Genomic DNA, 13,307 nt, shown 5'->3' on the forward strand with positions numbered 1-13,307 from the left:
CCTTCCTGTGCTCTGTGCTTCTGCAGTCGTCGGGTATAGGTACGGCGCGGAATCCCCAAAATGACGCAGAACCTCGAAACACTGATTCCTAGTTCCGTTCGTACTGCTTCGAGGTGACGGAAGGGACGCGCCGGTACTCCTCGGTTCGCCGCCAGGTCATCAGCTCCACATAGGCCTCGCCGAGGGCCTGCTTCAGCTTGTGCACCTCTTGAAGCAGGGCCGCCTCGCGCTGACTGCCGGTGCAGGCCGCCGACTTGCCGGCCAGGGCGGCGCTGCCGCCCTCGAGGAACTGCCGGCGCCAGTTGGCGATGGACTGCTCCGAGACCTGCGCGGCGCGGGCCGCCTCGGAGACGGTGCGCTCCTTGGACAATACGGCGAGGACCAGACGGGTCTTCTGCTCCGACGGCAGGGCCGGGGGGCGCGGCATTGCTCAGACCCCCTTTCGCGGGTCGGCGTGCGGTCGGCCCGGGCTCCGGGCCGGGTGGGCGGGGTCGACACCCGCCTCGGCGAGCGCGGCGGCCACCGCGGCGGCGACGGATGGATGCGTGGGGGTGAGGCGGTGCGCGGTGAGCCCCGCGGCGACGGCCGCCGACCGGTGCTCACCGAAGCTCATGGCCCGGTGGCCGGGCCGGTTGTCGTCGGGCTCCCAGGCCGCGGCGAAGCCGGGCGCGATCTCGTCGGCGAAGGGCGAGGTCTGCGCCCCCAGTCCCGGAACGTCGTGCACGGCCTCGCGCACGGTGTCGACGGCGTGCAGCGCGTCGGCGCCCAGGTAGACCACGAGGGCGTCACGACGGGGGTAGAGCAGGGGCGACGAGCTGATCTTGGCCCGGTACGGGGCCCGGGCCTCCTCCAGCGCGGTGAGGACCGTGCGCCAGACGCCGGGGGCGTGACCGGCCTCCGTGACATGGGTGTACAGCCGCAGCACCGCGCCCTTGGCGGGCCGGCCCAGGGATCCGTCCGCCAGGAAGAAGCCCGGTGACAGGGCGGGCCGCGCGGCCGGGATGTACACGTTCACGTAGATGTCGCCGTCGGCCGTCGCCGAGCGGGCGGCGATCTCCCGCAGGTCACCGGCGACGGAGAGGGCGGGCGAGGCGACGGCGCCGGGCGCGGCGGCGGCCTCGGGGATGCAGACGCGGATGCCGTCGATCTCGACCACGGGAAGGTTCTCGTGCAGGCCGCACAGCCGCGCCCGGTGGGGCGTCGAGCGGTGCGGGGTCGCCTCGTGCAGCAGCCGCTCGAGTTGCCAGTCCCGCAGGCTGCGCGGCATGGACTCCTCGCGTTCGGGGCGTCCCGCGTGCAGGTGCTCGTAGATCAGCACCGCCAGCCGGTCGCGCAGTTGTGCCGGGGTGTCGGCCGTGATCTCACGATCCGCGATCCGGGCCGACAGACAGTCGGGCGCCAGGTCCACCAGGGTGATGGCGTCGGCCAGGCGCCGGTTGAGTCCGTCCACGGTGATGCGGGTGCCCTCGTCCAGGACGGTCATCGTCTCTCCTCAAGACCCAGTGTCGAAACGAAACGCTCCGGGGTCAGCAGCGCGTTGCGCCCGATGCCCATGGCGGCCCGGGACACGGCGGGAAGTCTGCTGCCGCGCACGGCCGTCGCCATGGCGCGGTCGATCATGTGCCAGCCCGCGTAGGCGGTGGCGCGGACGGCGAGGCCCGGGTCGTCGGCCCGGCGCACGGAGTGGTAGCCGGACCAGAAGGCGGCGATCAGCGGCCGGGCGCGGTCCATCTCGCGTACGCCCCGCGCCAGGATCTCCTCGTGGGTGGGTTCCGTGGGCGACAGGCCCGCCTCGTCGTCGTCCGAGTCACGGCCGGTCAGGCCGGTGACGGCCCGGTACAGCCACTCGCCCGCCATCGCCCCGAGGTCGCGCGCGGGGTCCCCCCAACGGAACTCCTCGCCGTCGGTCAGATACAACTCGTGGTCGGCGAGCAGGAACTGATCGAATCTCAGGTCACAGTGCGAAGGCACCAGGGGCGCCTCCCGTTCGGTACCGCGCAACCGCGCGACGGCGTCGGTGAGCACCCGGTCGCCGTGCAGGATCTGCCAGAGCGTGACCTCGGCGAAGGTGAGCCCCATGAAGCCCCGCATCGGCAGCGCCCGCATCAGCCCGAGACTCGGGAAGGGGAACGGCGAACGGTCCAGGGCGGGTTCCGCGTGCTGCGCGTCGAGCAGGTGCAGCGCGCCGGTGGCCCGGCCGGCCCGATGTGCGAGCGCGCTGTCGAGTTCGTCGTCCGAGGACAGCTCGGCGTAGGTACGCGCGTCGTCGAGCAGCCGATACACCAGGACCCGCGACGACGCGTCGAATCCGATGAGTTCCGGAGTGGCGAGGTCGGGCGAGCCGCTCTGCCGGATCAGGGCGGCGAAGGTGCGTGAGCGCGCGACGCGTCGGTCCGCGTCCTCGCCCCCGCCATCCAGCGAGACCCGTTTGACGAAGACGCCCACGCCAGCGGTGGTGGTGCCCACCCAGTTCTCGTTGCGTCCGAAGAGCGACTCCACGCCGTCCGTGTCCAGCCTGCCGACTCCGAGAGTGTCGAGCACCGAGTTGACCTCGGGTGCCGCCTCGAGATCGACCGGCGCGAACGTACTTCGACCCGCGCGCACATGCCCCCCTTGTAGTCGCGATGGTGTGCCGGGCACTGCCGACGTGAGGATCCTGCCTGCCGTCGGCGTCCGGCCACATCGGCTGAACGGCGGCTTCCACCCCCGCCAAGTAGCGGTAGTCAGAGTCGAGTTGAGGTTTTCGGCACCCGATGCGGGTGAAGCACACCCGTTTTGACGGGTAGTTCCACTTGTACGCGGCGGGCCACCTCAAGTAACCCTCAAGTTTCCGAAGGAAAGTTGACCCTCTTGTGACCTCAACTAGAGGATGTACACCGATCAAATGTGAGCCGTGACTGGCTATACAGGGGGAAAATATTCATGATCGGAGTTCTTGTCGCACATGATGAGAGCCTCGTTAAGGCTGGGCTGAGCGCCGTCTTAGAGGAGGCTCCGGACATAGAAATAAGGGGTACCTCTGACTGTATCGACGTCGCCGAGGCAGCGGCACGGCACCGCCCGGACGTCGTGGTGATGGGCATCCAGCCGTGCATGCGGCTCACCTTCTCTCTCGTGGCCGCGCTGCGGCGGCTGCCGGCTCGGCCGGAGACCACGCTCCTGGCACACGACGTGGAGGGGACGATCGCGCGGGAGGCACTGCTCAACGGCGCCGCGGGTGTGCTGAGCCCGGACGCCGATCCCAGGACGCTCCAGGACACGATCCGCGTGGTCTCCACCGGGAACCGGGTGCTGACCTCGGCCGCCACCCACTCCCTGCTGGACGTGCTGGGCCGCGAGGCCGTCCCGCGTGAGGTGCAGGAGCGGGCCAGCGCTCTCACCCCGCGCGAGACCGAGGTGTGCACCATGCTCGCGGCCGGACTGTCGAACGTCGAGATCGGCCGGTCGCTCCTGCTGAGCCCGGCGACGATCAAGGATCACATCAGCGCCATCTACTCCAAACTCGGCACGACCAACCGGGTGCGGACCGCTGTTCTGGCTCATCGTCTGGGCATGAGCAGGCCGCCGAAAACGCACGTCTCGCCCTGACGGTATGCGGGTGCCTTGCACCGGACCAGCCGGCGGCCCGGCGTAAGGCACCCACTGCGATAGCCGTTTTGCCACTGGTTATCACTTGTCAGTGACGTTTTCTCAGCGGTGATCACTTCCAGATTCTGTTGAGGGCGAGGGCGGCGCGGGCGATGTCGCCGATCCGGCTGGGGCTGAGGGTGACGTGTTGCAGGGTGCGCCGGCGCTGCTTGAGCTCGGCTGCGGCGCGTTCGCCGAGAGCTCGGATGCCTCTGATCAGTCGCAGCCTCGCGCGGGGTTGTTGCCGCCCCGTGACTGGGAGGCAGAGGAAGCCCGGGAGCGTGCAGACGCTCTTGTCCGGCTCTACGTGGCCGCACTGGGCGACAGGCGTCACGTCCGGACCGCGCAGGCGCCCAGGTCGACCCCTGGGAGAACGCGTGAGGAACGCCCAGGACGCGGACGGCAGCGTCACCGCGGACGCTCAACGCCCCACGTTCCAAGCACACGTGAGACACGCGACGACGTGCCCCCTGTGCTCTCGTTGCGCCTACTGCGTTGCGGGTGGCGTCCTGGTCGAGGCGCTGCGCGAGGCGCCCGGAAGGACGACGTGATCACGTGACGATGACCATTGCCGTCCACCGCGTCAACCCGGAAACCGGCGCGCACCCAGGTCCGTGAAAAACACACGGTGAAACCCCTTGAGGTGCCGGAGACGACTTCTGCACTTCCGCCGTGTTCCTGCCCGGGCTGCGTCGGCGACACCGTCCGGCTGTACGCCAAGGTGAGGGAGGCCAACCGGCGCAGTCGGAGGGAACTGTGACCGACTCGACCACGACGGACACGTCAACCATGTCCGCGGAATGCGGGGTCGCGCAGCGCCCGGAACACAGGGGCTTGCACAGCGCGTGCCGCCAAACCGTCGGCATTCCGCTTCCGGGCGGGTCGGGCATCGCGCTTGCGCCTCGCGGCACCTGCCGGTGTCACCCGTACAACAAGAGGACGAAAGCCTGAACTGGGCACCGCACCCGATGACTGCCCCTTCCGGAGCACTGCGAGGCGCGAGGACAGCAGCGCACGGCCCCCGCCACTGTGGGCGAGTGCCTGCAGGGGCGGGTCGCAAGACGGCGCGAGGACCGGTTCCTCGCAACAGCACGACGAAGGGAAAGCGCATGACCGTAGTACCCGAGTTCGCGTTCCGCACATCTACGGCGTGCACCTACAACAACAACGACCCCCGATGTGTGCAGGTGACCACGAACGTTCCCGGCAAGGTGGCGGTCCGCAACTCCGCGACCGGTGAAACGGCCGACTTCACGGCGGACGAGGGGACCGACTTCCTGACCGGTGCCAAGCTGGGCGAATTCGACGTCACGGCGTAGGAGGTGGTCATGAGGCAGTGTCCGCGGTGCGGCGGCAACGCAGAGCCGGACCCGGAGCACCCCAGGGTGTTGCGGTGCCTGTCTGCCGGCACGCCTGGACACTGCCCCGTGAGCATGTCTGTCCCGGTTACCGGCCAGCCCTGAGCGCGGCACTGCGAAAGCTGGACGAGTACCGGGACGGACGCCGCTGGACCCCCGCCCCGGCCTCCTCCGACCGGAGCGGGCACGGCCCTCGACCGACGCGGCAAAGAACGCAGTCGGGGCTCCTGCGTGTGCGCCCAGGGCGCGGGCCCAAGCCACGTGATGCTCGCGTTGCGGGGGCACTGAGCAGAGCCCCGGGGTCGGTCACTCGTGACCCACCGAGTCGGGTGGGTGGGCAAAGAACTCAGAAGCCGAGGCGGCGCAGCTGCTTGGGGTCCCGCTGCCAGTCCTTCGCGACCTTCACATGGAGGTCCAGGAACACCGGCGTCCCCAGCAACGCCTCGATCTGCTTACGGGACTTGATCCCCACCTCCTTCAGCCGCTTGCCCTTGGGCCCGATGACGATGCCCTTCTGACTCGGCCGCTCGATGAAGACGTTCGCGTGGATGTCCAGCAGCGGCTTGTCCGCCGGCCGGTCCTCCCGCGGCAGCATCTCCTCCACCACCACCGCGATCGAGTGCGGCAACTCGTCCCGCACCCCCTCCAGCGCCGCCTCCCGGATCAGCTCGGCCACCATCACCTGCTCCGGCTCGTCCGTCAGGTCGCCCTCGGGATACAGCGCCGGTCCCTCCGGCAGCAGCGGGACCAGCAGATCGGCGAGCAGATCCACCTGCTTGCCGCCCGTCGCCGACACCGGCACGATCTCCGCCCAGGCGATCCCCAGCTCCTCGCCCAGCCGGTCGACCGCGATCAGCTGCTCGGCCAGCGTCTTGGAGTCCACCAGATCCGTCTTCGTGACGATCGCGACCTTGGGCGTCCGCTTGATCCCGGCCAGCTCCTTCGCGATGAACCGGTCACCGGGCCCGATCTTCTGGTCGGCCGGCAGACAGAACCCGATCACGTCGACCTCGGCCCACGTGGTCCGCACCACGTCGTTCAGCCGTTCCCCCAGCAGCGTGCGCGGCTTGTGCAGCCCCGGCGTGTCCACCAGGACCAGCTGGGCGTCCGGCCGGTGCACGATGCCCCGCACGGTGTGCCGCGTCGTCTGCGGCCGGGTCGAGGTGATCGCCACCTTCTGCCCGACCAGAGCGTTCGTGAGGGTGGACTTGCCCGCGTTGGGCCGGCCCACGAAACAGGCGAAGCCGGCCCGGTGGACAGCCTCGGTGGGCTGTGCGGATGACTGGGTACGAACGCTCATGGCGCCCATTGTCCCTGATCCGCAACCCCCCGCTGCACGCGCACTACTCGTCCGTCCCCGCGGGCAGCGTGAGCCGCACCTCCCCGTCCGGCCCCGCCAGCAGCACCGGCGTCCCCGCCCCGCCCAGGTCCCCTACGGCGGCCCGGTCCTCGGGCGCGATCCCCTCCGCCTCGCTGACCACCGCCGCCGCCTCCAGCGAGGTCGCCCCGGACGCCACGGCCATGGCCACCGCCGTCTGCAGGGCGCTGAGCTTCAGCGAGGCCAGGTGCACCGACCCCGCGACGTACGTACGCCCGGTCTCGTCCCGTACGGCCGCGCCCTCCGGCACACCGTTGCGGGCCCGGGCCGAGCGGGCCAGGGTGACGATCTTGCGGTCCTCGGGGTCAAGCGCGTTGTCGGTCATGCCCCGAAGCATACGGAGCCGCACCGCCGGGCCAGGAGTTCAGGCCCGGTCGAGGCGGAGTCGCTCCGCACGCGGCAGTCCCGCCACGACCAGGTCGTAGGAGTCCTCGATGAGCTCGCGGACCAGGCGGTCCGGGAGCCCGGCGCCGACGGTGACCGTGTTCCAGTGGCGTTTGTTCTGGTGATAGCCGGGGACGATCAGGCCCTCGTACTCGGTACGCAGCCGGATCGCGTCCTCCGGGTCGCACTTGAGGTTGACCTTCAGCGGGCGGGTGTCCAGGGCCGACAGCGCGAACAGCCTGCCCTGGACCCTGAAGACCGAGGTCTCCGGGTTGAAGGGGAAGTCCTCGACCACCGCGTTGAGCGACAGGCAGAAGGCGCGCAGCTCCTCGGGACTCACTCCGGCTTCCCCTCCTCGTCCCTGGAGGACTCGGCCGGAGCCACCGGCTCCACCAGCACCGTCACGATCTTGTTCCGGCGACCCGCCGCCGCCTCCGCCGTCAGCCGCAGCTCCCGGTCGTCCGGCAGCCCGACGACCGCCGACGCCCCCGCGATGGGCACCCGGCCCAGCGCCTTGGCGAGCAGCCCGCCGACGGTCTCCACGTCCTCGTCGTCGTACTCCTCCAGCCCGTACAGCTCGCCCAGGTCGGTGATGTCCAGACGCGCGGTGACGCGGTAACGGCCGTCGCCCAGCGCCTCCACCGGCGGCAGCTCACGGTCGTACTCGTCGGTGATCTCGCCGACGATCTCCTCGAGGATGTCCTCGATGGTGACGACACCGGCCGTGCCGCCGTACTCGTCGATCACGACGGCGACGTGGTTGCGCTCCTTCTGCATCTCGCGCAGCAGGTCACCGGCGTTCTTGGTGTCCGGCACGAACACGGCCGGGCGCATCGCCGTCGACACCAGCTCGCTCTCCGCGTCCCGGCTGATGTGCGTCTTGCGGGCCAGGTCCTTCAGGTAGACGATCCCGACGATGTCGTCCTCGTTCTCGCCGGTGACCGGGATGCGGGAGAAGCCGGAGCGCAGGGCCAGGGTGAGGGCCTGGCGGATCGTCTTGTACCGCTCGATCACCACCAGGTCGGTGCGCGGCACCATCACCTCGCGCACCAGCGTGTCGCCGAGCTCGAAGACCGAGTGCACCATACGGCGCTCCTCGGCCTCGATCAGCGACTCCCGCTCCGCCAGGTCGACCATCGCGCGCAGCTCCGCCTCGGAGGCGAACGGGCCGCGCCTGAAGCCCTTGCCCGGGGTGAGCGCGTTGCCGATGAGGATCAGCAGCGAGGGGATCGGGCCCAGCACACGGGCCAGCGGCACCAGGACGTACGCCGCCACGATCGCCGTGTTCAGCGAGTGCTGGCGGCCGATGGTGCGCGGGGAGACCCCGATGGCGACGTAGGAGACGAGCACCATGACCGCGATGGCCACCGCCAGTGCCTGGGCCGTACCCGCGAACGCCTCCAGACACGCGTACGTGACCAGTGACGCCGCCGCCATCTCGCAGGCCACGCGGATCAGCAGCGCCAGGTTCAGGTACCGGGTCGCGTCCGCGGCGACCTGGGCCAGCTTGGTGCTGCCCCGGCGGCCGGACTTCACGGCCTCCTCGGCCCGGAAGCTGGTCACGCGCGGCAGGGCCGCCTCCGCGCAGGCGGCGAGCCAGGCGACGACCACCAGGGCGATCGCGCCGAGAACGATCTGAGGACTCATGGGCGGCTTACGAGACGGTGGGCGCCGGGGACGGACCGCTCAGGCCCCGCTCCGCGCGCCAGCCGTCCACGATCGCGGCCTGCAGACCGAACATCTCGGCCTTCTCGCCCGGCTCCTCGTGGTCGTAGCCGAGCAGGTGCAGCACCCCGTGGACGGTGAGCAGCTGCAGCTCCTCGTCCATGGAGTGCTGCGTCGGGGCCTCGGAGCCCTGCTTCGCGGCGACCTCGGGGCACAGCACGATGTCTCCGAGCAGGCCCTGCGGGGGCTCGTCGTCGTCCTTCGACGGCGGCCTCAGCTCGTCCATCGGAAAGGACATGACATCCGTGGGCCCCGGCAGGTCCATCCACTGGACGTGCAGCTGCTCCATGGCGTCGGCGTCCACGACGATCACCGAGAGCTCGGAGAGCGGGTGGATGCGCATCCGTGTGAGCGCGTAGCGGGCGATGTCGAGGATCGCCTGCTCGTCGACCTCGGTTCCCGACTCGTTGTTGACGTCGATCGACATGGTGGTGCTGGTCTACTTCCCCTTGTGCCCGCGCCCGGCGGCCCTGCTGTGACCGGCGGGCTTGTGCGCGCCGTTCTCGGTGCCGTGCTTGCTGTCGTACTTTTCGTACGCGTCGACGATACGGCCCACCAGCTTGTGCCGTACGACGTCGTGCGACGACAGGCGGGAGAAGTGGACGTCCTCGACCCCCTCCAGGATCTCCTGCACCTGCCGCAGACCGCTCTTCGTGCCGTTCGGCAGGTCCACCTGCGTCACGTCGCCCGTGATCACGATCTTCGAGTCGAACCCGAGCCGGGTGAGGAACATCTTCATCTGCTCGGGGCTGGTGTTCTGGGCCTCGTCCAGAATGATGAAAGCATCATTGAGCGTGCGCCCACGCATATAAGCCAGCGGCGCGACCTCGATCGTCCCCGCCGCCATCAGCCGCGGAATCGAATCCGGGTCGAGCATGTCGTGCAGCGCGTCGTACAGCGGGCGCAGGTACGGGTCGATCTTCTCGTAGAGCGTGCCGGGCAGGAAGCCCAGCCGCTCACCGGCCTCGACCGCCGGGCGGGTCAGGATGATGCGGTTGACCTGCTTGGACTGCAGGGCCTGCACCGCCTTGGCCATGGCCAGGTAGGTCTTGCCGGTGCCGGCGGGGCCGATGCCGAAGACGACCGTGTGCTTGTCGATCGCGTCGACGTACCGCTTCTGGTTGAGCGTCTTGGGGCGGATGGTGCGGCCGCGCGAGGACAGGATGTTCTGCGTCAGGACCTCGGCCGGGGTCTCGTGGCCGTCGCTCTCCCCGTTCTCGCTCGCCTTGAGCATGGCGATCGAGCGCTCCACCGCGTCCTCCGTCAGCGGCTGGCCGGTGCGGAGCACCAGCATCATCTCGTCGAACACTCGTTGGACCAGGGCGACGTCCGCCGGGGCGCCGACCGCGCTGATCTCGTTGCCCCGGACGTGGATGTCGGCCCCCGGGAAGGCCTTCTCGATCACGCGCAGGAGGGAGTCGCCGGAACCCAGCACCGTCACCATGGGGTGCTGGGCGGGGACGGTGAACTGCGCTTTTGCCTGCCCCTGCGCGGGGCTGTTGGCTGCGGGTGTCTGCGTCATGGGCCGGCTCTGAAGGCCTGCTGATTCCTCCTCGTCACGGCCGCGCGACTGACCGCGGCCTCGCGCTTCCCAGGGTACGACGGGCCGACGACAACCCTGTAGGGCTTTTCGGCGTCCTCGGCGGCGGGGTCACCGCCGCACGTCGCCGCGGGGACGAGCCCCGGCCACGTCCCGGCGCCGCTGGTCCCGCAGCACGTCCCGGAACCAGGTGTACGAGGCTTTCGGCGTCCTCGCGAGTGTGTCGTAGTCCACGTGGACCAACCCGAACCGGCGTGCGTAGCCCTCCGCCCACTCGAAGTTGTCCAGCAGCGACCAGACGAAGTAGCCGCGCACGTCCACGCCCGCCTCGATCGCCCGGTGCAGGGCGCGGACGTGGCCGTCCAGGTAGGTGATGCGGTCCTGGTCGTCGAGGCCCTCGTAGGAGCAGCCGTTCTCGGTGATGACGACGGGCGGGAGGCGGTCGCCGTAGCGGTCGCGGAGGCCGGTGAGCAGCTCCGTCAGCCCCTCGGGCACCACGGGCCAGCCGAAGTCCGTCTTCGGGCGGCCCTCGATCTCCCGGACGGAGAAGGGGAGTTCGGCGGGCAGGGTCACGCCGCCGAACTCGATCTCCGTGCCCCGCGGGGCACCCACCCGGGTGGGTGCGTAGTAGTTGACGCCGTAGAAGTCGACCGGCTCGGCGATGACCCTCAGATCGGCCCCGACGTCCGTCCCCCCGTCGGACAGCAGGTCGCCGATGATCCCCGGGTAGCCGCCCAGCAGGACCGGCTCCGCGAACATCCGGTTCAGCAGGACGTCGTAGAGGTCCGCCGCCTCCACGTCCGCCCGTTCCTCCGACGCCGGCCAGGTCGGCCCGTGCGAGTTGGCGATGCCGATGTCCGTGGCCCCGGCCGCGCGCAGCGCCCGTACCGCCAGGCCGTGGGCGAGCAGCTGGTGGTGGGCGGTCGGCAGCGCGTCGAACAGCAGCCGCCTCCCCGGCGCGTGCACGCCCAGGGCGTGACCCAGCAGGGTGTGCTCGGCGGGCTCGTTGAGCGTGATCCACTTTTCTGTGCGGTCGCCCAGGCGTTCGGCGACCACCGACACGTGCTCGGCGAACCGCGCGGCCGTGTCCCGCTCCAGCCAGTCCAGCCCCACCGGCAGGTCCCAGTGGAAGAGGGTCGGCACCGGTCGGACGCCCACCGCGCACAGGTCGTCGACCAGGCGGTCGTAGAAGTCGAGGCCGCCGGGGGAGTTCACCCGCGGCCAGGAGACGGAGAAGCGGTACGCGTCCACGCCGAGGCCGGCCAGCAGCGCCACGTCCTCGCGGTGGCGGTGGTAGTGGTCGCAGGCCACCGCCGCCGTCGAGCCGTCCTTCACCCGTCCCGGCTCGGCCGTGAACGCGTCCCACACGGACGGCTCGCGCTCGTCCGCCGCCCCCTCGATCTGGTGGGCCGAGGTCGACACGCCCCACAGGAAACCGGCCGGGAACTGAGGTATCGGGTTCGTCGCCATGGACCGGATCATCCTTACCGCCGGTAACGGAAGTCAACGCCCAGGCACCGACCGTGAGTTACGCACCTTCCTTGAGCACTCTGGAGATGAGCTCCCGCTGCTCCCCGGTCAGCCGGGGATCGGCCGCGTACACCGTCCGGCCATCCACCGTGATCTCGTAACTGAACCCGTCGGGCACCCCGGCCGGCGGCGCGGACCGGCCGGCGGCCAGCGCCCGCTCGGCCAGGTCCCGCAACTCCTGGGCGTCGGGCCGCGCCGAGGTGTCGACCTCGACGCGGCGCTCGATGCCCGCGAAACCTCCCGTGCGCCTCACTCGAATCCGCATGGGTCCGTGTCTAGTACGGAACTGCAGCGTCCGCACCGTTCCTGAAGAACGAACATGAGTTGCACGTGCTCAGTCACACGCCCCGAACGGTTGTGGGCGTACTGGTCCCCGGCGTACTCGTCCCCGGGGCGGCGACACACATCCTGTGTGTGGTCCGGTCCCGAGGGGCCGGTTCCCTGCGCGACCTGGGCAGGTGGACACGGCCAGAGGCGACGGGGAGGCCCCAGACCATCTCTCTGGTGGCAAGGGGCCCCGCACGCCGACACCGTGCCCGGTGTCCCAGATCACGCTGATCACGCTACTCCGGTCAGCCCACGCCACCGCGAGCCCGCGAGCCGACCATGACACGATCGAGCTAAACGGACCTTGCGTGCACTCCCTGACGAGCGGTTGGCACCCCGACCTGTTCCCACGCCTTCCGCACGGCCTCGAGTTCGTCGCCGACGCCGTAGCGCTCCCGGGCCGCCTTCACGGTGAGGGTGGCGAAGTCCGCGAACAGCGCGTCCTCCTGCAGGTGGCCGCTCGTCAGGACGTCGTACCAGATCTGCCCGGCCCTCTCCCAGGCGTGGCCGCCGAGCGCGGTGGCGACCAGGTAGAAGGCGTGGTTGGGGATGCCGGAGTTGATGTGCACGCCGCCGTTGTCGCTGCCGGTGTGGACGTAGTGGTCCATCGTGGCCGGCTGCGGGTCCTTGCCGAGCAGGTCGTCGTCGTACGCGGTGCCGGGCGCCTTCATGGAGCGCAGCGCGGTGCCGCTGACGCTCGGGGCCAGCAGCCCGGCGCCGATCAGCCAGTCGGCCTCGGCCGCGGTCTGGCCGAGCGCGTACTGCTTGATCAGTGAGCCGAAGACGTCGGAGACCGACTCGTTCAGCGCGCCGGACTGACCGAAGTAGGCCAGGTTGGCGGTGTGCTGGGTGACGCCGTGGGCCAGCTCGTGGCCGATGACGTCGACCGGGATGGTGAAGTCGAGGAAGATCTCCCCGTCGCCGTCCCCGAACACCATCTGCTCGCCGTTCCAGAAGGCGTTGTTGTACTGCTCGTCGTAGTGCACCGTCGCGTCCAGCGGCATGCCGCGGCCGTCGATCGAGTCCCGCCGGTAGACCGTGAGATACAGCTCGAAGGTGGCGCCGAGCCCCGAGTAGGCGCGGTTGACCGTGGCGTCCTTGCCGGGTCCGTTTCCCTCGCCGCGCACCTTCTTCCCGGGCAGGTCGGTGCGGTGCTGGGCGTCGTAGATCGTGCGGTGCGGCTGCCCGTCCCGCCGGCCGGCGGGCGGGGCGACGGCGGGTGCGCCGATGACGGTGGTCAGCCGGCGGCGGGTGCGCTCGAGGGCGTCGCGTTCCAGGGTGCGGCGGGCGGGTCCGGAGAGCGCGGGGTCCTCGTTGCGCGCGAGGCGGTCGAGGACGTGGGGCGGCACGATGGTGCAGAAGACGGGCTCGAAGCCCCCGTTGGTCGTCATGCCCGGAACCATGGCACTGCGTGATGCGACTGTCACCAACTGCAACC

The 13,307-nt window shown here is 70.2% G+C and carries 15 protein-coding genes; 2 read left to right on the forward strand and 13 right to left on the reverse strand.

Going from position 1 to position 13,307, the window contains the following annotated elements; all coding sequences use genetic code 11:
- Nucleotides 1–88: 88 nt before the first annotated feature.
- The 3 genes from ACX25U_RS24685 to lxmK are packed head-to-tail and all read right to left on the reverse strand — an operon-like array spanning nucleotide 89 to nucleotide 2,604.
- Nucleotides 89–427 (reverse strand): helix-turn-helix domain-containing protein, encoded by a 339-nt coding sequence (locus ACX25U_RS24685; RefSeq protein WP_454383215.1) that lies wholly within the window; start codon nucleotides 425–427, stop codon nucleotides 89–91.
- A 3-nt stretch (nucleotides 428–430) separates the two neighbouring features.
- A complete protein-coding gene (locus ACX25U_RS24690) occupies nucleotides 431–1,483 on the reverse strand; it encodes a T3SS effector HopA1 family protein (RefSeq protein ID WP_454383216.1) in 1,053 nt (350 codons plus the stop codon).
- On the reverse strand, nucleotides 1,480–2,604 hold the full coding sequence (gene lxmK, locus ACX25U_RS24695; RefSeq protein ID WP_454383217.1) for a class V lanthionine synthetase subunit LxmK: 1,125 nt from the start codon (nucleotides 2,602–2,604) through the stop codon (nucleotides 1,480–1,482). The genes ACX25U_RS24690 and lxmK overlap by 4 nt, the downstream gene beginning before the upstream one ends.
- A gap of 489 nt (nucleotides 2,605–3,093) precedes the next feature.
- Here lxmK and ACX25U_RS24700 point away from each other — a divergent pair, with 489 nt between their 5' ends.
- Nucleotides 3,094–3,588, forward strand: a complete 495-nt coding sequence (locus ACX25U_RS24700) for a LuxR C-terminal-related transcriptional regulator (RefSeq protein ID WP_454383218.1) — start codon at nucleotides 3,094–3,096, stop codon at nucleotides 3,586–3,588.
- A 112-nt stretch (nucleotides 3,589–3,700) separates the two neighbouring features.
- On the opposite strand, the gene ACX25U_RS24705 is transcribed toward ACX25U_RS24700, so the two are convergent.
- Nucleotides 3,701–3,961 carry a hypothetical protein gene (locus ACX25U_RS24705; RefSeq protein ID WP_454383219.1) on the reverse strand — a complete coding sequence of 87 codons (261 nt, stop codon included), beginning with the start codon at nucleotides 3,959–3,961 and terminating at the stop codon, nucleotides 3,701–3,703.
- Nucleotides 3,962–4,736: 775 nt separating this feature from the next.
- Here ACX25U_RS24705 and ACX25U_RS24710 point away from each other — a divergent pair.
- Nucleotides 4,737–4,946, forward strand: coding sequence for a DUF397 domain-containing protein (locus ACX25U_RS24710; protein WP_454383220.1), 210 nt, complete (start codon nucleotides 4,737–4,739; stop codon nucleotides 4,944–4,946).
- A gap of 385 nt (nucleotides 4,947–5,331) precedes the next feature.
- On the opposite strand, the gene era is transcribed toward ACX25U_RS24710, so the two are convergent.
- From era to ACX25U_RS24755, 9 genes are all read right to left on the reverse strand, one after another.
- Nucleotides 5,332–6,285, reverse strand: coding sequence for a GTPase Era (era, locus tag ACX25U_RS24715; RefSeq protein WP_454383221.1), 954 nt, complete (start codon nucleotides 6,283–6,285; stop codon nucleotides 5,332–5,334).
- 43 nt (nucleotides 6,286–6,328) lie between these two features.
- Entirely contained in the window at nucleotides 6,329–6,688 is a 360-nt protein-coding gene (locus ACX25U_RS24720; RefSeq protein ID WP_454383222.1) for a cytidine deaminase, read from the reverse strand.
- A gap of 39 nt (nucleotides 6,689–6,727) precedes the next feature.
- Nucleotides 6,728–7,087, reverse strand: coding sequence for an MmcQ/YjbR family DNA-binding protein (locus tag ACX25U_RS24725; RefSeq protein ID WP_454383223.1), 360 nt, complete (start codon nucleotides 7,085–7,087; stop codon nucleotides 6,728–6,730).
- A complete protein-coding gene (locus tag ACX25U_RS24730; RefSeq protein ID WP_454383224.1) occupies nucleotides 7,084–8,394 on the reverse strand; it encodes a hemolysin family protein in 1,311 nt (436 codons plus the stop codon). Before ACX25U_RS24730 ends, ACX25U_RS24725 begins: the two co-directional genes overlap by 4 nt.
- 7 nt (nucleotides 8,395–8,401) lie before the next feature.
- On the reverse strand, nucleotides 8,402–8,899 hold the full coding sequence (gene ybeY, locus ACX25U_RS24735; protein WP_454383225.1) for an rRNA maturation RNase YbeY: 498 nt from the start codon (nucleotides 8,897–8,899) through the stop codon (nucleotides 8,402–8,404).
- Nucleotides 8,900–8,911: 12 nt separating this feature from the next.
- Nucleotides 8,912–9,994, reverse strand: coding sequence for a PhoH family protein (locus ACX25U_RS24740; protein WP_454383226.1), 1,083 nt, complete (start codon nucleotides 9,992–9,994; stop codon nucleotides 8,912–8,914).
- Between the two features lie 129 nt (nucleotides 9,995–10,123).
- Nucleotides 10,124–11,494, reverse strand: a complete 1,371-nt coding sequence (locus ACX25U_RS24745; protein ID WP_454383227.1) for a GH1 family beta-glucosidase — start codon at nucleotides 11,492–11,494, stop codon at nucleotides 10,124–10,126.
- 46 nt (nucleotides 11,495–11,540) lie between these two features.
- Nucleotides 11,541–11,807: a protealysin inhibitor emfourin gene (locus ACX25U_RS24750; RefSeq protein WP_454383228.1), complete on the reverse strand. Its 267-nt coding sequence runs from the start codon at nucleotides 11,805–11,807 to the stop codon at nucleotides 11,541–11,543.
- Nucleotides 11,808–12,162: 355 nt separating this feature from the next.
- Nucleotides 12,163–13,260 (reverse strand): M4 family metallopeptidase, encoded by a 1,098-nt coding sequence (locus ACX25U_RS24755; protein ID WP_454383229.1) that lies wholly within the window; start codon nucleotides 13,258–13,260, stop codon nucleotides 12,163–12,165.
- Nucleotides 13,261–13,307 lie beyond the last annotated feature (47 nt).

This window comes from Streptomyces sp. JNUCC 63, from assembly GCF_054366325.1.